A 20,705-nucleotide genomic window follows, 5' to 3' on the forward strand; every position below is an offset into this window, starting at 1 on the left:
TTATGCCACTTTTTTCATCTAGTTCGAGGAATCAAGTAGCCATTTTCTACTTTTGTAAATCCGATATGTGGGTAATAGTCCATTGCGATTGGAGATGCCAGCAACAATAAGGTTACTTCTTCACCAATTTCCTTCTGTGTGAGTTCAATTAGTCTCCTTCCAATTCCTTGTTTTTGGTAGTCCTTATGCACAGCTAAATCTGATAAATAGCAGCAATAGCTAAAATCAGTTATTGCTCTAGCGACACCAACTAATTTCTCTTGATCCCAAGCTGTTATTAGAATGTCTGCTTCGTGTATCATCTTGTTTAATCGGTTTAAATCCTCGTACGGTCTTCTAATCTCTGACATTTTAAACAGATCAGCTAATTCTTCTGGTTTTATCAATTGATTACTAAACTTAATTTGATGACTACACATTATTTATACCCCCTACTATTGAAACATCTTGACGAATACCAAGACTTTCTAATGAACTGATTATAGAAAGAATCTGGTATAATCAAAAGTGCCAGTTAATAATTATTTAACCATGCCAGTTTTAAGTGTAAGGGGAAGACAAAATGATTGAGATTACTCCTAATTTAAATATAAGTAAGTCTGAGCCGCTCTATATTCAGCTATATACATATATAAAAGAAGAAATTCAACAAGGTCGGATCAATGCGGGTGTAAAGCTTCCTTCTAAACGCAAGCTCTCAGTTCACCTAGAGATTAGTCAACAGACTGTTGAAACGGCGTATTTGCAACTACTTTCAGAAGGGTATATTGAGAGCAAGCCCAGGAAAGGGAGGTATGTGGCAAAATTGGAGGAATACCCACTTTCAAGTGCTGATAAATTTGTAACTGGTCCTTCTATTACTGAAAATAGAGGAGAGGAGTACGAAGTAGATTTTAGTCATGGGAAGATAGCTTTAGATCAATTTCCATATTTTACATGGAGAAAACTGTCTGCTCAAAGTCTGTTTGAAGATGAGGGTTCTCTATTTAATAATGGAGATGTGCAAGGTGAATTAAACCTACGAATCGAGATTGTGAATTATCTATATCAATCTAGAGGAGTCAGGTGCACACCTCAACAAGTTGTGTTGGGAGCAGGTACTCAATATTTAATAAGTTTTATAACAATGCTAATAGGAAGGCACTGTATCTACTCAATAGAAGACCCCGGGTTTCACAGAACAAGAGAGGCGTTTATTCATCAAGGAGTAACTCTTAAATATATACCACTTGATCAAGATGGTCTTATTGTAAAAAAATTAATAGAGAGTAGAGCCTCAGTTACCTATGTTACACCGTCACATCAATTTCCAACAGGGATGGTGATGCCTATTGCGAGAAGGTTGGAACTGTTGAAATGGGCTACTGAAACAAATGGTTATATAATTGAAGACGATTATGATGGAGAGTTTAGGTATAAGGGGAAACCGATTCCAGCTTTGCAAGGTTTAGATATTCTCAATCGAGTAATTTACTTAGGAACTTTTTCTAAGTCACTCATTCCTTCAATTCGAGTGAGTTTTGCTGTTTTACCACAGGAATTACTAGAAGAATATAAACGACACTTTAGTACTTACAAACAGACAGTTTCACGACTGCATCAACACACTTTATTTCAATTTATGAAAAATGGACATTGGGAAACTCATCTTAATCGAATGAGAACTTTATACCGTAGAAGACAAAAAGTATTATTAAAATCAATAGAGACAAACTTTAGTGATCAAGTTAAGATAATCGGTGATCATGCTGGTTTACATATTCTCGTTGCAGTTAAAAACGGGATGTCAGAAAGTGAGTTACTTGAAACAGCGAAGACACATAAAGTAAAGGTATATCCAACCTCGATCTATTATAAGAATTCTTCTCCAAATAATTTTCCTCGTATTTTATTAGGTTTTGGGGGGGTAACTGAAGAGGAAATAGAAAAGGGAATCATGCGATTGAAGAAAGCGTGGAGTTAAGAAATCTTCAATGAATAGTAAGTCAGATTTTTTAAAATGGCTATTTTCGTATAGATTGTTGCTTTCGTAAAAATCCTAAAAGCTGGATTTTTACTTGGTAGTACATTGTCCCGTGCTTTAAATAAAGAAAGTTGCTCTTTTCTAACTAGTAAAACTCGATTTTACAGATAAAAAAGGAGAATTTTTGGACACATGTGATTGAAAAGCAACAATGTTTTAGAAAAGAGCCTTTAAAATAGAAGCCTTAAAAATAAAAATTGCAGAAAAAATCCACTACAAACTAAGATGTTTGTAGTGGAGATAAGAACAACATAGGCTAGTAAAAATCCTATATCATAAATCAACTGTGATAGCGCCTTTAATCTTGAGTTTGATCAGTTTCATCAAAAGGATTCGGATCAGGCACTATGTTTGCACGATCAGTTGCTGGGTCATTAGGATCACTCATCAGAAAATTACCATATCCATCGTTCGGGTTGTCCATTTCTCCATTAATTCCTTCATATCTCACAGGGTTGTAGTTAGTTTGATCTTCATCATTTTTTATCGTATTTCCATTAGTAGTTCCACATGCTGTTAAACCTATAAGTATAAATATAGATAGAATTGATGGCTTTCTCATTTTAATAATCCCCCCTTTCCAAATAGTACTTAATTAAAGTATTTGTTAAGTTTTAAAATTTAACCTAAGGAATCCTATGATCCCTCATGTTTAAACATGGCTTATATGGTGAAAAGGACTATTAAGGAGGGATACATAATGATGCAAAAACTAATCATTATTCTCGCAATTGTTTTACTAGGAGGATGTAGTAGTCAAGTAGTAGATTATCAAACAGAAGAATTAGAAACTGAGATGAATCAAGCTAAGGAAATTCTTGAATCTGAAGTGAGGGAAGTAGTTACTACAATGAAACAGGATCTAAGCGAAACTGCTGATGAAGCAGACAAGCTGTTTGTTTCTGAAGGAGAAACTGCTGAAATTACTAGGGATGTTTTAGTTCCTGTGAAAGAGTCGGTTTACGAAGATCTCTATGGATATATTGAAGCTTCGAATTATGAAAATATAGAAAAAATGATACAGGCAGGGGAACTACTACTTGTAGAAGAAGATACTAAGGTAAAGGTAATAGAGAGAGGTTATGATCAAGTAAAAGTAAGAATTGAATCCATAGAGGAAGTTGGTTATGTACCTGTAAGATATCTAGAACAGATATCTTAACACATGTTTAGATCAATGTAAGGATATTTATGATAAGCGGGTATAGAAGAAAAATTTCAAAGGAACGATAATTAAAAAGGTAAAAGTGGGGGTTAATCACCTTGGCTAAGTTTTTGTTATCTTCCTTCATGTTATTTATGCTGCTTGAACAACAACCAATTGTTTCCACACCTATGCCTTTTGATGAATGCATAGCTCAGCTTAAACGTGAAATTCAGTATGATGTTTATTTAAGCTTTCCGGTCTTAAAAGAAATTGAAAGTAATAAGAAGCGGACATTTACTTCCAAGAGTTTATGTAGTTTAATTTCTAAGAGAGAAAAAAGGGACCGTCAATTAGAATCGTTATTAAGTTTACTTGAAGGAGCGTCAATGGGAGAAAAACACCTTGTTATTATAAAGGATGATACTACTTCAACTATAACTGAGGCAACTCATGCTTATATACATTATAAAGAGTTAAACGGTACCAATATATTGCTTGAACTTAAACGTAAAAAGAACAAATGGAAGATTGATAAAAAAAGAATTGCCCGTGGTAAGTATATAACCTTCAAAGATCTTAATGAAGATTGTGTGAAACAGTAATAATAATAATAAATTATAAAAATCACTACTTTCAGAAGGAGTAGTGATTTTTTTGTTGAACATTATCAATTCAGAACAAAAAACATATAAGCCGTTTGGTTGAGTGGCTTCTCTATTACCATGGTAACTTTATTATAAGAAGTGTTCTAGAAGTGTAGGTTCGAACTTAGTAACTCTGCTAAAGCCATCATAAAAAGATACAATTAAGATTTAAAGTAGATTGTTTTAAAAAAAAAACAGGAGGTGTGTGAAGTGGAATCAATCGGTCAAGCTATCTTTGTATATATTGTTTCTTTATTTATTCTATATATTGTGATTGAAACGGCAGTTAGAAGAGGAATAAACAGTTCGGTAATCGGAATACGCTTTGAAAAGAAGTATGGCAACGATGAGGAGAAGAAATCCTTTCTAGATGATGATTTGGATAATGATAGATAAGGAGAAGATTTAGAGAAATCAAAGGTAGGATTGATAAGAATTACTTTCAAGCTACTGTAAGTTCCTAATAAAGATTACTAAATTCTTTCTAAGATTAAATGGGAGGGATAAATATGGACTTAGTCCATATATTAATTATTTTGTTATCTCTATTGTCTTCTTCTATTTTATTAATATTAACTTATATAAAAAAGGGGAATAAATGGATTGCTCTCCTAGTTGGTGTTGTGGTTAATATGCTTATTTTATCCTCTTTCACTATGGGGATTTTTCATTTCCATGTTGAATCAAGGATGTTTGGGATTGCTCATACTGGTTCTTATATCCTTATTTTATTCATACCTATTATTAGCCTTATAAACTTTTACACACTTGAATTTCTAAAAGGAAGAAGGATTCACACCATAATTTGAACACCTTTAAAACAAGTTAGGAGTGATTTCTTGGAGTTAAAACATGGTTTATATAACACAAGCAATTACCTTATGAGAAAACTTGCTGGCGCTGGCTTTATCTTATGTTTATTTTCTATTTACCTTTTTTTTGCATCAGAATTTGATCTCTTTGAATTTAGTGAAACCATGTCTACTCCATTTCTGTGGGCTATCCTTTATGGATATGGGATATTAAGTTCAATTTTAATTGACTTTATAGAAGCAAAATTTTCGATAATAACTCAGGTAACAAAAACCTTCTTATATGTTCTTGCTGGTTTTGGCTTTTTTCTATTTAATGGTTTGTCAGTAATTACTGTAATAGCTGGTACGGTTGGAGCATTTTCAGCGCTTATTTTCTATCTCGGGACAAACCTTGCTAGTCGGTTTTTGCTTTTTAGATTTGGATTCTCCTTGTTTCTTCCTGCACTAATTCTAATGTTAATGAGCATGGACTTTACAGAAAAGAAAAAGTGGAATGAATCAACAAGTCACTCCACTTATACTGCTGAATTTGAGTATTTTAATGGAAAACATGAAATTCCTATACCCTTAGAGAAGGGACAATCTTTAAGCTTTTCAATAAACCTCATTAATAGTAATGGCGGGGGACATGGACTACGTGTAGAAGATGATAAAAACCAGCTTGTTGGACTAAATGACATAGGTGAAGAGCGGTATTTGTTCAAAGCTGATCATTCAGGTGAATACAACATTATTGTAAAAGGTGATCAACTGAGAGGTAGTTTTACCATTGTTTGGGAAGTTCTTGAATGATTTTGTATCAAAATTCCTATTGTGAGTATGCAGGTGTGCATAATAACTAATAATTCATGAAAAAGGGAATCGACTATGTCGGTTCTCTTTTTCATTCTACTTAAGTATATGTATTATCTTCACCTGCTTAGTTACGAGCCCGAGGTGAAAGGATTAGAACTTCTTACATGTTTCCTACACATATAACCAAGACTTCTTTTTAATATAAGTGCAATGTAAAAGCTTAGTGCATATACGCCTCAAGTCCTAGTAGAAAATATAGCTCAGGCTCAATTATAAAGAATATGCGTAACAGGTAAGATAGACTCAAGAGATCAGAAAGGAGGAAAAAAACAGATGAAAAAGTTTTTATTATTCACTGCAGGAGTAATTGCCTTAGTAATTGTAATTGCGAACTTAGGTCCGATGGTGTTATTAGGAGTAAGTGTTTGGTTGCTTTACCTACTTGTTAAACAGTTTCTAAAAACAGAATCAACTATTAAAAAGATTGGTTGGGTCATGATCGGTCTGATTTTACTAAGTATCGCAATTTCAAATATTTATGCGGTTATCGGGATTGCAGCAGCATATGTTCTTTACTTAATTTATAAGGAATGGAAAGTAAAGAAACACGAACAGATAGGAAAATCTATAAAAGATGATCCTTTTACAAATTTTGAAAAACAGTGGGCTGAACTTACAAAATAAGATTAAGGGAGAGAAAACAATGACAAACATCTTTAAAAGAATTAAAGACTCTGTATCATCTGATCTTCATGAACTAATGGATGAAAAGGAGGAAAAAAACCCAATTGCAAAACTTAATCAATATTTGCGTCAAAGTGAACAAGAAACCGAAAAGGTACGAAAGTTAGTAGAAAGGCAGTATAAACTTAAGGAAGAGTTTCAGAAGGAATACACTCTAGCTTTCGAGATGGCTAATAAAAGAAAGCACCAGGCAGAGGTAGCTCAAAAAGCAGGTGAGGAAACCTTATATACCTTTGCTATGAGAGAATTTGAAGAATATCAAACACGTTCTTCCCGAATGAAGGAAATGTTAGATGAGGCAAATGCTCAACTTACAGAGTTAGAACAAAAGTATGAGGAAATGAAACATCGATTGAAAGATATGCAGCTAAGAAGAATGGAACTAATGGGACGAGAAAATGTGGCCAGAGCTAACTTTCAGATCAATCATGTTATGAGTCAAACTGCAGATCAACCCTATTCGCGATTCAATGAAATTGATCAATATATCAAAAACCTTGAGCATAAAGTTAATAGTGCCTACTATAGAAATAGTTTTGATAGCAAAATAGCGAAGCTAGAGAATGAATTAAAAGAAAAAGCTAAGGCTACTGCAATCTAAAATATGGTATTCTATCAATAGAGATAAATAGACGCAGGAAGACTGCGTCTTTTAGTAACTTGATTCTATAAATTCAACAATTAAAGGGGGTTCCTTATGTTTAACCGATTAACAACAGATACACTTAATAAGGTTTTGATTATAGGGGCAATCCTCTTAGTTGCTGAACTTTCATTCTCCAATGGAGATCTTGTGTTTACAGTCATATTCTCTTCCTTATTTATATATTTTGGTTGGAATAGATACCAGAAGATCTGGGCAAAGGTGGTCTTTTGGATTGGTTTCATATTATTAATCATAACCATTTTTAACATGACAGCGTTTCGCTTTTTACTTATTGCTGCAATCATATACTTTTTCTATCATTATGTTCGTTCTCAAAAGTCGCCAGAAAGGGTGGTTCCTTATTTCGCTAAAGAGCCAATTGATCAACAACGGGAACCATTAATCAAAATTGAGCCATTATTACAGCAACGTTTTTTTGGTGATCAAAAGACTTATGAAGGTGCATATGAATGGCGTGATATTAACATTCATGGTGGGTTCGGAAGTCGTATCATAGACTTGAGTAACACAGTTCTCCCTACAGAATCTATCATTTCTATTCGCCATTTTGTTGGAAACATTACGATATATGTTCCATATGAAGTGGAGGTTCATCTTCTTCATAGTTCAATGATGGGACGTGCTGACTTATTTGGAATGCATCATGAAAAATTACTCAATCAGTCGATCTCCTATATTACAGAAGGATATCATTCGAACTCACCAAGAGTGAAAATTATCACCTCTATTTGGTCTGGTGATATTGAGGTGAAAAGAAGATGAGTATTCTCCAAAAACACATATTAATCGGTATATTTGTTACCTTTATTACTACCATATTGGTGCTCATTACTACGTTCATTACCTTTCCTTTGCAAAATTGGTCTGAACTTTCGAAAGTTCATCTCTTTGGTATTCCGTATTGGGTTTTAGTTAGCACGGTTGGACTTGGTGTTGGATTAATTAGTGGTATTTCCTATGCGTTATTTTGGCGCGAAAAGCTACAACATATTTATCGGCAGATTGATGAGCTATTGAGAGGACAAAAAATTACTAGGTTAGATTCAGAGTCCATAGAAGAAGTTAACGCGATCCAACAACAATTATTTGATCTTGAAGTTAAATTTAAGAAACAAGCTGAGGCTTCACAGCGACTTGCAACAGAAAGAGCAAATGAAAGAGAACAAAGCTTACAAGAGGTTGTTGTTCAGGAGCGGAATCGGTTAGCACGTGAGCTACATGATTCAGTTAGTCAGCAACTTTTTGGTGCATCTATGTTAATATCAGCTATTAATGTAACTAATTCTAGCTTAGAAGATTCAGAAAAAAAACAGTTAATGATGGTAGAAAATATGATTAATCAATCACAAATGGATCTAAGAGCACTCCTTCTACACTTGAGACCTGCAGCATTAAAAGGGAAAACCTTAAAGGCTGGAGTTGAAGAGCTGTTGAAAGAGCTTACGAATAAAGTTCCAATGACCATTGAATCAAAAATTGAATCATTTGATATAGACAAAGGTGTGGAGGATCAATTGTTCCGCATTCTTCAAGAAGCGGTTTCAAATGCACTACGTCATGCAAAGGCAAATTTACTGAATGTCATGTTAATTGAGCGGGATGATCATGTAATACTAAGAGTAGTTGATGATGGAATAGGATTTAAAGTTGAAGAAGAAAAAACAAGCACCTACGGTTTACGAAACATGCATGAAAGAGCGCTTGAGGTAGGTGGTACTTTGAAAATCATAAGTATAGAGAACCAGGGTACTCGCTTAGAGGTTAAAGTACCATACATAAAGAAAGGGTTGAGTGACAATGATTAAGGTGCTTTTTGCAGATGATCACGAAATGGTAAGAATCGGAGTGTCAGCTTATTTGTCTGCTCAACCTGATATTAATGTTATTGCTGAAGCAGAGGATGGAGGAGTTGCAGTTAAACTAGCTCTTGAACTTAAGCCAGATATTATCTTAATGGACCTCGTTATGAAGAAAATGGATGGAATAGAAGCCACCAAAAAAATTATTGAATCTTGGCCCGAAGCTAGGATTATTATAGTTACTAGCTTTTTAGATGATGATAAGGTTTATCCTGCGCTTGAAGCGGGTGCTGCTAGCTATATGTTGAAAACATCAAAAGCAAATGAAATTGCAGACGCTATTCGTGCAACATTTTTAGGGCAAACGATACTTGAGCCTGAAGTGACAGGTAAAATTATGACAAAAATGCGCCAAAAACAACAGACGCATCTTCATGATCAACTAACGGAAAGAGAGCTTGAGATACTATTACTAATAGCCCAAGGTAAAACAAATCAAGATATTGCAAATGAACTCTTTATTGCGCTAAAAACAGTGAAAGTTCATGTTAGTAATATACTTACAAAGCTGGACGTGCAAGATCGAACTCAAGCTGTAATATATGCCTTTAAGCACAATCTAGTTATCTAATGCTTTAACATAATAGAATAATTAAAACCCTGTTGAATAAGACAGGTTTTTTTAATACAATCAGATATCGATTTTAAATTATTTTCGCTCGATAAATATTGTTATAGCTTACTTAAAGGTCCAAAAATAATTTAATGAAAAATTCAGGAGTGGAATAACAAGAACGGTCACCAATTCTCCCCAAAAATAATGGAAGTTCAGGAGAGTCACAATGCTAAACATGATCATATAGTTGAGAACAAAACCTAGAGTTGAAACGATAAAAAAACGCACTAGTTTTGTTGTCGTAAAATCCCCACCAAATGTATACATCTTATTCAATGTAAAAGAGAAGATTGTCATGACGATAAAAGACATGGCTGATCCTACGACAGGTTCAATACCAACAATTTCTACTAGTAAAAACATTGAAATAAAGTAAATTGCTGTGTTGACTACACCAACAATGCTGTATTTAATAAATTTGAGTGAAAAGTCATTTCTTACTAATCTCATATGCCTTCCCTTCTAACTCTTCATATGTCCTACAAGCCCCTAATATTAAAACATAATTTTCTCACTAATGGTACAAAATATGAATTATATGTGTAGTTCTTAAGAGGGTTTATTATTTTTTTTATTAAATGCGTCTACTGAAGAGAGTGAGAATAGATGAATCAAAAAGAATTTTTCAAACAAATTGTTGAAAATAGAATAGAACTTTTTGAAAGTTTCCATGAGTATTGGGTTCTATACTCTAGTTTTCATACATGGGAATTTTGGATTAATCTTTTTTTGCTAATAATCCCTCTTCTTATGTTGGCAGTCTTTATAGATCGGAAGAGGATTTTTGAGATTGGATTCTTCGGTTTTGCTATTCACTCTATTGCCATCTATATTGATATTTATGGGATAAATGAAGGCTTATGGGGATATCCCACTCAGATTACAAGCTACCTTGTGTCAAATTTTTCATTAGACGCTTCATTACTCCCCATATCATGCATGTTTGTTTATCAGTATACATACAAAAAAGGTCCTATCTTTTACTTTAGCGTTATTGGATTAGCAGTGTTATTTGCTTTTATTCTTAAGCCTTTATTTGTAAGGTTCGGACTATTTTATATGTCACCTAACTTCACGTATTTTCAGCTATTAATGTTTTATTTAGCAGGACTTGCTATCGCAGTAATTATTGCTAATATTTTTACAAGGTATTCGAAGTCATAGTTAGTTTAGAGTGTTGTCCTACACCAAGAAGGAGGCAGAGAGCCTGAAACGTTAATCTATAATGGTGAAGTAAGTGTATCGTTATGTAGGAGTAATTTCTTTGCAACAAAGGACGAATTAGATGAGTTTTTACTGCAATCATATACACAAGAAATTGTAGATAAAATCTATAATAATTACAAATTTATCATGCACCAAAAAATAGGTTGGCTCAGCCTCACAGGGAAGACTATATGACAAATTGAAGTAATTTTGTAGAATGGCAGGATGGAGAAGCGAAAATTTCTGAGATAGATAAAAGAAAACAGGGATGGAGAGTGGCTAGCTTTCTGCCCTTCACTTTAAATGAATGATGTCTGAAAGCTAGTATTTCTAGTAGCTTTTATTTCTTGTAGTGATGGAAAAATTTAACAACTTTGTCTACTAGCCACTTAAATGAATAATGGATTATTCTATAGTTTGAATATATTGTCACACAAATAGCTATCCTGAATATAAATATTGTTTAGTTCGTTCAGGTTCCAAACAACAACTAGGCCAAAGTATAAAATTAAATGGTAAAACATATTTTTCTAAAAAGGTATTTCTTATATAGTGCCGAAATCATAATGAAACGTTCTTTATAAAGGAAGTGGTATTTTTGGAGGATTTCTTAACAGGCAAGGAAAATTCCGTTGAGGTTGCAAAAAAATTTATAACAGAATACTTTCCTACTAGTCATGCAGCGCTTTTAGCAGGTAGTGTAGTAAGTGGGAAAGTTACACATACCTCTGATCTTGATATTATTGTGTTTGACCAAAGCGTAGAGTCATCTTATAGGGAATCTCTCATTTTTCATGAATGGAATATTGAAGTATTCGTCCATAATCTTACTTCATATAAGTTGTTTTTTACAAAGGATATTGAAAGAGCAAGACCAACCCTACCAAATATGGTTTCAGAAGGAATAATCTTAAAAAACAGTGAATTTATCAAGCTGCTTAAAATGGAGGCAGAAGAATTGTTAGAAAGAGGACCAAAAAGTTGGTCAGAAGATACAATCAAGCTGAAACAGTATTTTATATCTGATACACTAGATGACTTGATTGGATGTAAAAATAGAAATGAAGAACTTTTTATTGTACAAAACTTAGTGGACTTACTCTGTGAGTTTATATTAAGAACGAATAATAAGTGGGTTGGAACATCAAAATGGACATATCGTTGTTTAGAACAGTATGATGAAGATATTGCAAAAAGTTTGGTGCAAGCTCAAGAGTCCTTCTATCGTAATGAAAGTAAAAACGAATTGATTGAGGTAGTTGATTCTGTCCTAAATCCTTTTGGAGGTAGATTATTTGATGGGTTTACATTAGGAAAAACAAAGAAACCTAATAACCTGAAATCATTAAAAATCATAATTCACCCGGAAAGTAAAAATATATTTTTCTAGATAATAGTAGGAGTTGTTGTTATAACATGAAAGTGGTGTTGAAACCATTAGCTATCAATCAATTAAAGACAATACCCTTAAATGAACATGAGGGAATAAGAATTGAAGCAATTTTTGTTGGAAGTTGTGCATTATTTATAGATCATCATCTCTATATAGATAACAAAAAAGTAAATGATAAACAAATGAATATTGACGGTATTGATCTTTTAATTTCAAAAGATAGTCAAGAACATTTACCAGAAACTATTTATATAGACTATAATGATAACCTTGGCTATAAATTGTACTCTAATGAAGAGACGTATCGTTATAACTTACAGCTCGGTAGAAAGTAATGATTTTTTTCATGTTTTCTAAATGCCCGCACATACTAAGAAAAAGATGTTAGGTGGGAATACAATGAATAAAGATAACAAAAAGGAACCGATGTTTAGTAGTGGAGAACTGGTAGAACATCAACTAAAGGGCTATTACGGTATGGATTCTGAGTAAAGTCTACAGTCGGTTAATTTTGCTACAACGGAGAATCCTTATTTAAATGAACACGATCAGGAAGACTCCAAAGAGAATGAGTAAATAAAAACACTTTCTAACTCAGCTTTTGGATAGTTCTTTCAACACTGAATTCCTTTATACTTTCCGATTAGCAAAAAAAGTCATATTCTAAGAATATGGCTTTTTGTTTTAGAAGGAGGATTAAATGTTCCAGACTGAAAGGTGCTTTATTATGAGGATAACGGACCAAGACCTAACAGATATAATTAAATTGTACGCTAGTGAGGAAGTAAGGAGGTTCCTAGGAGGGCCGGTTGAAGCAGCAAAAGTAAAAAAGAACATTTTGAAACTATTAACTCAAAGTAACATACATCATTACTGGTGTATTAGAGATAAAAAGTCATTGAATTTTATTGGGCTTATTTCATTGGACACACATCATGATGGGGAATCTATAGAGGTGTCATACCAACTTCTTCCTGAATGGTGGGGAGCCCAGTATGCTAGTGAAACAATTAAAGCTATAATTGATTACGCGTTTTATGAGATTAACTTAACAAGACTAGTGGCGGAAACTCAAGCTGCCAATATTGCTTCATGTAAAGTGCTTGAAAAATTAGGGATGACTCTTAAGGAAAAAGTGCAGAGGTTTGGTGCCGAACAGTATATATATGAATTGAACCAATCTGAATATAAGATTTCTTAATCTAACAAAATTGTTTGAAATATCGTATAATTAAAAGATATTCAGCATGAGAGGAGAAGAATTATTTTGAATACATATCAAACAAGAGAAGCTGTACCGGTAGAAGAAACTTGGAGACTAGAAGACATATATGAGAGTGAAGCAGCTTGGCAAAAGGATTACGAACAAGTTGTTGAACTTACAAAAAAATTAAAAGAATTTGATGGTCAAATACATAACGGTGGATTACTACTAAACTACCTCAAACTTGAAGAGGAAATAAGTTTTGTTTATAGAAAATTATTTGCTTACGGAATGCTTCAAAACGATCTTGATACTCGTGTTACTTCCGCTCAAGTCCTTCGAGATAAGGCATCCCAATTAGGGCAGCAGGTAAGTGCTGCTAGAGCATTTTTTATGCCTTTCTTATTAGGCTTGGAGGAAGAAACCCTAAAGAACTACATAGAAGAAGCAGAGGGTCTTACCTATTTTGAAAAAGACCTTTATGAGGCATATCGTTATAAGAAGCATGTACTGTCAAAGGAAAAGGAAGAAATAGTAGCACTAATGGGTGAGGCACTTGCTGCACCGAGTAAAATTTACGGGATGATTAATAATGCAGACATTAAATTTGGCGAAGTGACAAATGATGACGGGGAAAAGGTAGAATTAACACGAGGAATGTTTGCAAAACTGATAAAAAGTGAAGATCGAGAGAAACGTAAGGAAGCTTACAAAGCTTACTATAAACCATATGTAGAGCAACAAAACACAATTGCTTCTACACTTGCCTCTGCAATTAAAAATAATGTACTAACAACAAAATTAAGAGAATATCCATCAGCTTTAGAAAAAGCTTTATTTTCTGATGTTGTTCCTAAGGAAGTCTATGAAAACCTAATCCAAGTAACGAGAGATCATATTGCACCTATGCACAAGTATACTGAAATTAGGAAGCAACTTCTCGGTTTAGAAGAATTGCGTCCATATGATTTAAATGTGTCCTTAGTTCAAGGTGTTGAAAAAGAAATCTCATATGAAGAAGCCTATAGCTTAATGCTAAAGAGCCTAGAGCCATTAGGTGAAGATTATGTTTCAACGTTAGCTAGCTTTAAAGAAAAGCGTTATTTTGATGTAAGGGAAACACCAGCTAAGAGGTCGGGTGCCTATAATATGGGTGTTTATGGTGTTCATCCATTTGTACTCCTCAACCATCAGGATGACATTCGAAGTTTATTCACATTAACCCATGAATGTGGTCACGCGATGCATTCTTACTATAGTAGTAAACACCAGCCTCAAATTAGTGCTGGTTACTCGATCTTTGTAGCAGAAGTGGCTTCCACTGTTAATGAGATTTTACTTATACGTTATCTATTAGAGACAACAGAAGATACACAAATGAAGAAGTATTTATTGAACTATTTTATAGATAGCTTTAAGGGGACATTTTTTACTCAGGTGATGTTCGCAGAGTTTGAAAAGCTCACGCATGAAAAGGCTGAACAAGATGAGCCATTAAATGTTGAGATTTTCAACTCCATTTATGAAGATATATTCCGAGTTTACAATGGTGAAGCTCTCGAATTTGATGAAGAAGTTAAGTATGGCTGGTCTCGTATACCACATTTCTACCGACCTTTCTATGTTTATAAATATGCTACTGGCTATGTATCAGCCATCCAAATAGCTGATAAAATTCTGTCAGGAGATCAAGAAGTTTTACAAAATTATTTAACGTTTTTAAAGAGTGGTAGCTCGGAATACCCTTTAGAATTACTAAAGAAAACAGGTGTGGATTTAATGAAACCGGAGCCTATCCAAAATGCCTTATCTATCTTTAGTGACTTGGTAGAGGAGTTTGCCTCACTATAATTGATCTATTATAAAAGAGTGTTGAAAATCATTTGATTTTCAACACTCTTTTTTTACTGTGTTTTAGGAACATGCATAATCCTTCTACTGATGGAAATAGTAGGGATAACATAAACTCTCTAAATAAGAGGTGTATTAGATTGTTCGGTTTTTTCAGAAGAAGAAGTCAGTCATCAAGTCAGAATCAAAATCATTCTTCCCACATAGAAAGTAAAAATAAACCTCAATTAACTTCTGATTTAGAAAAGAATGTAAATACTATTATTAACCTGATGGATTCCCCAAGTGACTTAGTAACTAGAAGGTTACAGGTAGGTAATTATAAAGTAACTTTAGTCTATTTTGATGGATTAATTGATAAGGCAACCCTTAATGAGTTCATTATAAAAAATTTTCAAGAAGATGTATCTACTTTAAAAAATCAACCACTATCTCCTTCAACGTCATTTATTGAGTACCTTAAAAATGAAGTCTTCTCAGCAGCAGAGTTGAAAACCGTGTCTACGTTGGATGAACTTATGTTAGATATTCTATCGGGTGATACTGCTGTTTTAATTGATGGTCTCGATCAAGGAATAGTGATAGGTACAAGAGGCTGGGAGAGTCGGTCAATTGAAGAACCAATAACTGAAGCGTTGGTACGTGGCCCAAGAGATGGGTTTACAGAAAATATTCGAACGAATATGGTTCTCATACGAAGGAGAATAAGGGATCCCAATTTACGATTTGAATCGTTTAAGGTTGGCAGGCGTTCCAAAAAAGATTTGGTCATTTCATATATTGCCGGTATTGCTCATCCCCAAATTATTGATGAGGTAATCCGAAGAGTAGAAACAATTGATATGGATGATGTCCCTGAAACAGGCTATGTAGAACAATGGATCGAGGATAATTTTTTATCACCCTTTCCACAAGTCTTAAATACAGAAAGACCGGATAAAGTTTCGGCTGCACTAACACAAGGGAAGGTTGCTATTTTTCTAGATGGTACCCCTTTTGCATTAGTTGCCCCACTAACTTTTGGAGAAACCTTACAATCTCCTGAGGATTATTATGAACGGTGGTATATTGGTACCCTGATTAGGATATTACGTTATTTTTGCGCTTTTGTAGCTTTGTTTTTACCAAGCTTATATGTAGCTCTTGTATCTTTTCATCCCGGCATGATTCCTTCGAAATTAGCTTTTTCGATCATTTCAACTAGAGAAGGAGTTCCATTTCCTTCATTGTTTGAAGCATTTTTTATGGAGTTAACCATGGAAATCCTTAGAGAAGCTGGGGTCAGGTTACCTAAACCAATCGGGCAAACAGTGGGGATCGTAGGAGGTCTAGTGATCGGGGAGGCTGCCGTTAGTGCCGGAATAGTTAGTCCAATCATGGTTATTGTTGTGGCTGTTACGGCGATCTCAACCTTTGTTATTCCTACTTATTCTTTTGCAATTTCAATTAGAATGCTTCGCTTCGTTTTTCTCATTGTTGCAGGTGTATTTGGATTTTATGGAATCATCCTAACCTATATCGCTATTAACGTTCATATGGCGAACCTTAAATCATTCGGCGTCCCTTATACTGTACCATTTGCACCAAGCTTCTATAAAGATTGGAAGGATTTGGTCCTTAGAGCACCAGTAACCTTTTTCAGTAACAGACCCAAGTTAATGCAAACCGGAGATGACGTTCGTATGAAAGGGAGGAAGTAATAATGAGGCCCTTCGAATATGCGGATAGTAAAATAGGCGGAAAGGAATTAGTGTATATTATCGCATCGATGTCAATTGGTGTGGGAATCTTGACCCTACCTAGGTTGGTTGCAACACATACTAAAACCTTTGATGGTTGGATTTCCATTCTAGCTGCTGGACTATTTTTTATGTTTTTTGGGTGGTTATTAGCTAAAGTTGTCTCCACCTTTTCTCAAAAAAATTTCTTTGAATACTGTTCGCTTTTATTAACAAAGCCGATTGCTTTTTGTTTAACTATTATTTTGGCTCTAACATTTTTGTTTACTTGCTCTCTAGAAGCAAGAGTAGTTGCCAATATCTCAAAGCTTTACATGTTTGACCGAACGCCAATAGAGGCAGTAACATTGGTATTCATCTTAGTTGTAGTTTACGCTGTAATGGGTACTAGAATCGCATTACTCCGATTAAACATGATGTTCTTGCCTATTGTATTAGGGGTTACTCTTCTTGTACAGGGATTTAACATTCCCTTGTTTGAAATAGATAGTTTACGACCTACTTTTACAACACCACTTGTAGGTTATTGGCGTGCAGCTCAAGAAACAGTGTTTTCTTACATTGGGTATGTCGTAATCCTAGTTTATATTTCTTTAATGAAAAACCCAAAGGATGCCCCCAAAATGACCATATTAGGAATAGGGATTCCCATTGTTCTTTATCTCATTATATTTGCGGTAGCTGTAGGGGTTTTTGGTAACATGGCAACTGCCCAAATTACCTATCCTACTATTGAGATAGCAAAAGAAATTCAAGCTCCAGGTGGGTTTTTGGAAAGGTTTGAGTCTATCTTTTTCACTGTATGGATTATGACAATCTTTAATACTGCCTCCATGGCACTCGATATTGTAGTACATCTATTAAAATCCATTTTTAGCATTAAAAAGAATACATTGATTTTTATTTTATCTCCTTTGGTCTTTTTAATTTCGATAACACCTGAAAATACAAATCAAATTCAAATGTTAGGTAAGGTGATAGCGGGAATTGGACTTTTTTATGGTGTTATACTTGCGGTCCTTCTGTATATAGTTCAACGAATTAAAGGGGTTCATGTAGATGCGGAAAATTAAGATATTAACAATTCTACTCATTTTACTAATGAATTCAGGTTGCTGGGACTCAATTGAAATTGAACAACGTGGCTTTGTAATTGGTGTCGGTATTGATTTGGCTGAAAAAAAAGGTGAAGAGGGAGATAAGTTGCTCAAACTAACTCAGCAATTCGTTGTCCCTGCTGCTATGAGCGGATCAGGATCTAGTAGTGGTGAGGGAACACAAGAAGCCTATCAAAACATTGAATCTGTGGGGAACACTATATTTGAGATGGTAAGAACAGTTGCCGCTCAGACAAGTAGATCACCCTTTTATGAACATATCAAATTAATCGTCATATCGGAAGAGGTGGCAAAATCCGAAAAATTCCCAGATGTAATAGATTTTTTTCTTAGATATCCAGAAATGCGAAGAGGAATTCAAGTAATGATCACACCTGATTCAGCTAAAGACATACTAGAGTTTAAGCCAGGTAATGAAAAGTTACCATCAATGTTTATTCAATCTATTTCTCGTAATAACTACAAAAATGCGAGAATGGTCCCACCAACAAGAATAGGTGATTTACATGGACACTTATTAGGAACAGAAAGCTTTATGATACAAATGGTTTCAAAGTTAAGTAAAGAAGAAGTGAAACTTACTGGCCACGCAGTTATAAACGGTAAATCAGATCAACTAGTGGGATTTATTAGAGAAGATGCAACCGAAGGAGCTAACTTTCTTACAGGTGAAATAAAAGGAGGACTTCTTGAGGCGGAGTTAGGTGGGGAAGTTATCATCTTTCAAATCAATGAAGTGAAAACGCAAATTAAACCTATCGTATCTAGTAAAGAAGATATTAAGTTTAAGATTAATATCTCTACAACGGGGTCCATTCCAGAATCATTTGCTCCAATCAACTTATTAGAACAAAAAGACATCAAGCAAATTGAAAAAGCTGTAGAAGAAAAAATCCGTTATTTTGTAGGATTAGCAATAGATGAAGTTCAAAAAGAAATGAAAACAGATGTACTTGGATTTGGGAGGGCAATTATGGTCCAAGAGTCAAAACATTGGGAGAAGCTTAAAGATAATTGGGATTTTGGAGAAAACTATTTTTCTAAAAGTGAAATTGATTTAAGCATAGATGTAACTGTAAGTAGAAATGGAGCAATTATTAAATCATCACTTGAATAAGGAGAGAAAATGAGAGAAATTCTTGAAGTATTTACACCTAGTGTTAGAGATGTTTTTTTTGCTGCCTTAGCTTTTGCTATACCATTTACACTATCTAAATCCATGGAGAAAGTTCTAAAAGCGGGAAATCCGCCTTGGAAGCAGGAGGAGGGAGACAAGTAATCTCTTCCTAGAAATTCTTCGAAAAGTAGTACTATCCTATAATGATTTCAATGATTTTCAGGAATCCCTTCCTATGGTCTTTAAGATATTCATTTCCTATAATAACTTGTATATCAGTTTCTAAGGGAAGGATTTCAAATGAGAAGGAATTGGACATTAGATGAAATAAACTTTTTAGAAGAGAATGTTGGACATATTAAAATTTCCAGTATAGCTCAAAAACTTAATCGTAGTGAACAAGCTGTTATTCTAAAATTAAATAGAATCGGATTATCTAATACAAAAGAGCAATTTGGACAACTCACAGTAGGTGAATTAAGCCGTCTAATAAAAGTGGAAAGAAAGACAGTCTGTGGGTGGATTAAGAATTATGGTTTAAAAAGCATCAAAAAAACTACAAGAGCAACAAAAAAATTTAGCTTCGTCGACCCTAAAGACTTTTGGAAATGGGCAGAAGAGAATAGAGAAAGGCTGGATTTCTCAAGAATTGACCCTCATACTATACCTCCTGAGCCAGATTGGGTAAAACACGAAAGAGTTCAAGACTCTAAAGTTGAACAACAAAATTACAAATCCTGGACAATAAAAGAAGAAAGAGAGCTAAGAGACCTTATCTCTATGGGAATGAGCTTTAAAGAAGTGGCAAAATCATTAAACCGAACAAACAGTAGTGTTGAAAGAAAGTACCATAGAATGAAATCTTCCCTGAAGTTAGTTCAAAATATTAACTAGATCACACCTTTAAAAATTTAATTTAAAGGTGTTTTTTATTTATCTGGCGTTATAAGATAGTGTTACTTGAAGTATGGAATATTCAAGAAAACATGGATGAAGAAACCCACAATGACCTCTAGTTAGAGGGGTTATAATTTTGTATAAACAATAAAAACCCAGAATGCTATAAAAAACTTGTAAGTTTACACTAAATTTAGGAAAAAGTTAACATTGAACCACTGAAGGGATCGTGATATTTTGGTTATCTGCTCGAAAGAGTAATTGAAGAAAATAATGAATGCAGAAATGGAAGAAAGTTCATATTGAACCTCATCTATTAAACATGTTATATTGGTAATCCGCTCGAAAGAGTGATTGAAGAAAATCAATGATCGGTGAAATGGAAGAAAATTCATCTTGCATCTATTCCATGAAACATGATATATTGAATATCCGCTCAAAAAACATGATGATGAAAACTAGTTTTCACAGTTAATTAGAAAAAATTCACATTGAATGTAATCTAGTAAACGTGATATACTAATTATTCGCTCAACATTACGAGCTATGAGTTCTTTGAAAACTAAACAAAACGTCAAGCGTGTTGGTTTTTAAAAACCAACGCAAAGTAATATAAGTAAATCTACTATTTACTAGTAGATTGCCGGTGTAATGAGCAATCAAACACTTTATCCCGGTGTAATCGACTGTATTTCCCTAACGGGAAAACATTCGCTAACACCCCGATTAGTTCAACTAACCATCAGCGGGAACAACACCCACTGACGGAAGTTTCACTTTATTGGAGAGTTTGATCCTGGCTCAGGACGAACGCTGGCGGCGTGCCTAATACATGCAAGTCGAGCGAATCTCTTCGGAGATTAGCGGCGG

General features: G+C 34.2%; 24 protein-coding genes and 1 rRNA gene. 22 read left to right on the forward strand and 3 right to left on the reverse strand.

Translation table 11 applies throughout. The annotated features are described in order from the left end of the window. Nucleotides 1-14 precede the first annotated feature (14 nt). Nucleotides 15-419 (reverse strand): GNAT family N-acetyltransferase, encoded by a 405-nt coding sequence (locus G4D63_RS18485; protein WP_163181453.1) that lies wholly within the window; start codon nt 417-419, stop codon nt 15-17. A 143-nt stretch (nt 420-562) separates the two neighbouring features. Between G4D63_RS18485 and pdxR the strand changes: the two genes are divergently transcribed. Then, the gene (gene pdxR / locus G4D63_RS18490; protein ID WP_163181455.1) at nt 563-1,963 is read left to right on the forward strand and encodes a MocR-like pyridoxine biosynthesis transcription factor PdxR; all 1,401 of its coding nucleotides are present in this window, start codon (nt 563-565) and stop codon (nt 1,961-1,963) included. Between the two features lie 358 nt (nt 1,964-2,321). On the opposite strand, the gene G4D63_RS18495 is transcribed toward pdxR, so the two are convergent. Beyond that, nucleotides 2,322-2,585, reverse strand: a complete 264-nt coding sequence (locus G4D63_RS18495) for a hypothetical protein (protein ID WP_163181457.1) — start codon at nt 2,583-2,585, stop codon at nt 2,322-2,324. Nucleotides 2,586-2,723: 138 nt separating this feature from the next. Between G4D63_RS18495 and G4D63_RS18500 the strand changes: the two genes are divergently transcribed. The 10 genes from G4D63_RS18500 to G4D63_RS18545 all read left to right on the forward strand — a co-directional run bounded on the left by G4D63_RS18500 (nt 2,724) and on the right by G4D63_RS18545 (nt 9,265). Continuing rightward, nucleotides 2,724-3,185 carry a hypothetical protein gene (locus tag G4D63_RS18500; RefSeq protein ID WP_163181459.1) on the forward strand — a complete coding sequence of 154 codons (462 nt, stop codon included), beginning with the start codon at nt 2,724-2,726 and terminating at the stop codon, nt 3,183-3,185. 101 nt (nt 3,186-3,286) lie between these two features. Further along, nucleotides 3,287-3,772 carry a hypothetical protein gene (locus tag G4D63_RS18505; protein WP_163181461.1) on the forward strand — a complete coding sequence of 162 codons (486 nt, stop codon included), beginning with the start codon at nt 3,287-3,289 and terminating at the stop codon, nt 3,770-3,772. Nucleotides 3,773-4,024: 252 nt separating this feature from the next. Then, on the forward strand, nt 4,025-4,210 hold the full coding sequence (locus tag G4D63_RS18510; protein WP_163181463.1) for a hypothetical protein: 186 nt from the start codon (nt 4,025-4,027) through the stop codon (nt 4,208-4,210). 113 nt (nt 4,211-4,323) lie between these two features. Then, nucleotides 4,324-4,623, forward strand: a complete 300-nt coding sequence (locus G4D63_RS18515; protein ID WP_163181465.1) for a hypothetical protein — start codon at nt 4,324-4,326, stop codon at nt 4,621-4,623. A gap of 30 nt (nt 4,624-4,653) precedes the next feature. Continuing rightward, nucleotides 4,654-5,421 carry a hypothetical protein gene (locus G4D63_RS18520; protein WP_163181467.1) on the forward strand — a complete coding sequence of 256 codons (768 nt, stop codon included), beginning with the start codon at nt 4,654-4,656 and terminating at the stop codon, nt 5,419-5,421. Nucleotides 5,422-5,757: 336 nt separating this feature from the next. Further along, nucleotides 5,758-6,108 carry a lmo0954 family membrane protein gene (locus G4D63_RS18525; RefSeq protein WP_163181468.1) on the forward strand — a complete coding sequence of 117 codons (351 nt, stop codon included), beginning with the start codon at nt 5,758-5,760 and terminating at the stop codon, nt 6,106-6,108. A 19-nt stretch (nt 6,109-6,127) separates the two neighbouring features. Further along, on the forward strand, nt 6,128-6,769 hold the full coding sequence (locus tag G4D63_RS18530; protein ID WP_163181470.1) for a PspA/IM30 family protein: 642 nt from the start codon (nt 6,128-6,130) through the stop codon (nt 6,767-6,769). Nucleotides 6,770-6,865: 96 nt separating this feature from the next. Next, nucleotides 6,866-7,597, forward strand: a complete 732-nt coding sequence (gene liaF, locus G4D63_RS18535) for a cell wall-active antibiotics response protein LiaF (protein WP_163181472.1) — start codon at nt 6,866-6,868, stop codon at nt 7,595-7,597. Then, complete coding sequence (locus G4D63_RS18540; RefSeq protein WP_163181474.1) at nt 7,594-8,640, forward strand: sensor histidine kinase; 1,047 nt, start codon at nt 7,594-7,596, stop codon at nt 8,638-8,640. The genes liaF and G4D63_RS18540 overlap by 4 nt, the downstream gene beginning before the upstream one ends. Next, nucleotides 8,633-9,265, forward strand: a complete 633-nt coding sequence (locus G4D63_RS18545) for a response regulator (RefSeq protein ID WP_163181476.1) — start codon at nt 8,633-8,635, stop codon at nt 9,263-9,265. The genes G4D63_RS18540 and G4D63_RS18545 overlap by 8 nt, the downstream gene beginning before the upstream one ends. A 108-nt stretch (nt 9,266-9,373) precedes the next feature. On the opposite strand, the gene G4D63_RS18550 is transcribed toward G4D63_RS18545, so the two are convergent. Beyond that, nucleotides 9,374-9,760, reverse strand: coding sequence for a GtrA family protein (locus tag G4D63_RS18550; RefSeq protein ID WP_163181478.1), 387 nt, complete (start codon nt 9,758-9,760; stop codon nt 9,374-9,376). Nucleotides 9,761-9,916: 156 nt separating this feature from the next. Here G4D63_RS18550 and G4D63_RS18555 point away from each other — a divergent pair, with 156 nt between their 5' ends. The 11 genes from G4D63_RS18555 to G4D63_RS18605 all read left to right on the forward strand — a co-directional run. Further along, complete coding sequence (locus G4D63_RS18555) at nt 9,917-10,474, forward strand: CBO0543 family protein (protein ID WP_163181479.1); 558 nt, start codon at nt 9,917-9,919, stop codon at nt 10,472-10,474. Between the two features lie 640 nt (nt 10,475-11,114). Then, nucleotides 11,115-11,906: a nucleotidyltransferase domain-containing protein gene (locus tag G4D63_RS18560; RefSeq protein ID WP_239586025.1), complete on the forward strand. Its 792-nt coding sequence runs from the start codon at nt 11,115-11,117 to the stop codon at nt 11,904-11,906. Between the two features lie 26 nt (nt 11,907-11,932). After that, the gene (locus tag G4D63_RS18565; protein WP_163181481.1) at nt 11,933-12,244 is read left to right on the forward strand and encodes an iron-sulfur cluster biosynthesis family protein; all 312 of its coding nucleotides are present in this window, start codon (nt 11,933-11,935) and stop codon (nt 12,242-12,244) included. A 365-nt stretch (nt 12,245-12,609) separates the two neighbouring features. Further along, the gene (locus G4D63_RS18570) at nt 12,610-13,110 is read left to right on the forward strand and encodes a GNAT family N-acetyltransferase (protein ID WP_163181483.1); all 501 of its coding nucleotides are present in this window, start codon (nt 12,610-12,612) and stop codon (nt 13,108-13,110) included. 60 nt (nt 13,111-13,170) lie between these two features. Then, nucleotides 13,171-14,964: an oligoendopeptidase F gene (gene pepF / locus G4D63_RS18575; RefSeq protein ID WP_420837831.1), complete on the forward strand. Its 1,794-nt coding sequence runs from the start codon at nt 13,171-13,173 to the stop codon at nt 14,962-14,964. A gap of 71 nt (nt 14,965-15,035) precedes the next feature. Continuing rightward, nucleotides 15,036-16,664 (forward strand): spore germination protein, encoded by a 1,629-nt coding sequence (locus tag G4D63_RS18580; protein ID WP_163181487.1) that lies wholly within the window; start codon nt 15,036-15,038, stop codon nt 16,662-16,664. Nucleotides 16,665-16,666: 2 nt separating this feature from the next. Next, complete coding sequence (locus tag G4D63_RS18585) at nt 16,667-17,776, forward strand: GerAB/ArcD/ProY family transporter (protein WP_163181489.1); 1,110 nt, start codon at nt 16,667-16,669, stop codon at nt 17,774-17,776. Next, nucleotides 17,763-18,938, forward strand: coding sequence for a Ger(x)C family spore germination protein (locus G4D63_RS18590; RefSeq protein ID WP_163181491.1), 1,176 nt, complete (start codon nt 17,763-17,765; stop codon nt 18,936-18,938). The genes G4D63_RS18585 and G4D63_RS18590 overlap by 14 nt, the downstream gene beginning before the upstream one ends. A 9-nt stretch (nt 18,939-18,947) precedes the next feature. Beyond that, a complete protein-coding gene (locus G4D63_RS18595; RefSeq protein ID WP_163181492.1) occupies nt 18,948-19,100 on the forward strand; it encodes a hypothetical protein in 153 nt (50 codons plus the stop codon). Nucleotides 19,101-19,238: 138 nt separating this feature from the next. Further along, nucleotides 19,239-19,832 (forward strand): DNA-binding protein, encoded by a 594-nt coding sequence (locus G4D63_RS18600; protein ID WP_163181494.1) that lies wholly within the window; start codon nt 19,239-19,241, stop codon nt 19,830-19,832. 781 nt (nt 19,833-20,613) lie between these two features. Next, nucleotides 20,614-20,705 (forward strand): 16S ribosomal RNA (locus G4D63_RS18605); the annotation flags it as partial.

This window comes from Bacillus mesophilus, from assembly GCF_011008845.1.
GTDB classification, from domain to species: Bacteria; Bacillota; Bacilli; order Bacillales; family SA4; genus Bacillus_BS; species Bacillus_BS mesophilus.

Bases quoted from the DNA above. Each gene is read 5' to 3' on its own strand.
- G4D63_RS18485 (WP_163181453.1), bottom strand. From the start codon at position 419: ATGTGTAGTCATCAAATTAAGTTTAGTAATCAATTGATAAAACCAGAA.
- pdxR (WP_163181455.1), top strand. From the start codon at position 563: ATGATTGAGATTACTCCTAATTTAAATATAAGTAAGTCTGAGCCGCTC.
- G4D63_RS18495 (WP_163181457.1), bottom strand. From the start codon at position 2,585: ATGAGAAAGCCATCAATTCTATCTATATTTATACTTATAGGTTTAACA.
- G4D63_RS18500 (WP_163181459.1), top strand. From the start codon at position 2,724: ATGATGCAAAAACTAATCATTATTCTCGCAATTGTTTTACTAGGAGGA.
- G4D63_RS18515 (WP_163181465.1), top strand. From the start codon at position 4,324: ATGGACTTAGTCCATATATTAATTATTTTGTTATCTCTATTGTCTTCT.
- G4D63_RS18525 (WP_163181468.1), top strand. From the start codon at position 5,758: ATGAAAAAGTTTTTATTATTCACTGCAGGAGTAATTGCCTTAGTAATT.
- G4D63_RS18530 (WP_163181470.1), top strand. From the start codon at position 6,128: ATGACAAACATCTTTAAAAGAATTAAAGACTCTGTATCATCTGATCTT.
- liaF (WP_163181472.1), top strand. From the start codon at position 6,866: ATGTTTAACCGATTAACAACAGATACACTTAATAAGGTTTTGATTATA.
- G4D63_RS18540 (WP_163181474.1), top strand. From the start codon at position 7,594: ATGAGTATTCTCCAAAAACACATATTAATCGGTATATTTGTTACCTTT.
- G4D63_RS18545 (WP_163181476.1), top strand. From the start codon at position 8,633: ATGATTAAGGTGCTTTTTGCAGATGATCACGAAATGGTAAGAATCGGA.
- G4D63_RS18550 (WP_163181478.1), bottom strand. From the start codon at position 9,760: ATGAGATTAGTAAGAAATGACTTTTCACTCAAATTTATTAAATACAGC.
- G4D63_RS18555 (WP_163181479.1), top strand. From the start codon at position 9,917: ATGAATCAAAAAGAATTTTTCAAACAAATTGTTGAAAATAGAATAGAA.
- G4D63_RS18565 (WP_163181481.1), top strand. From the start codon at position 11,933: ATGAAAGTGGTGTTGAAACCATTAGCTATCAATCAATTAAAGACAATA.
- G4D63_RS18570 (WP_163181483.1), top strand. From the start codon at position 12,610: ATGTTCCAGACTGAAAGGTGCTTTATTATGAGGATAACGGACCAAGAC.
- G4D63_RS18580 (WP_163181487.1), top strand. From the start codon at position 15,036: ATGCATAATCCTTCTACTGATGGAAATAGTAGGGATAACATAAACTCT.
- G4D63_RS18585 (WP_163181489.1), top strand. From the start codon at position 16,667: ATGAGGCCCTTCGAATATGCGGATAGTAAAATAGGCGGAAAGGAATTA.
- G4D63_RS18590 (WP_163181491.1), top strand. From the start codon at position 17,763: ATGCGGAAAATTAAGATATTAACAATTCTACTCATTTTACTAATGAAT.
- G4D63_RS18595 (WP_163181492.1), top strand. From the start codon at position 18,948: ATGAGAGAAATTCTTGAAGTATTTACACCTAGTGTTAGAGATGTTTTT.
- G4D63_RS18600 (WP_163181494.1), top strand. From the start codon at position 19,239: ATGAGAAGGAATTGGACATTAGATGAAATAAACTTTTTAGAAGAGAAT.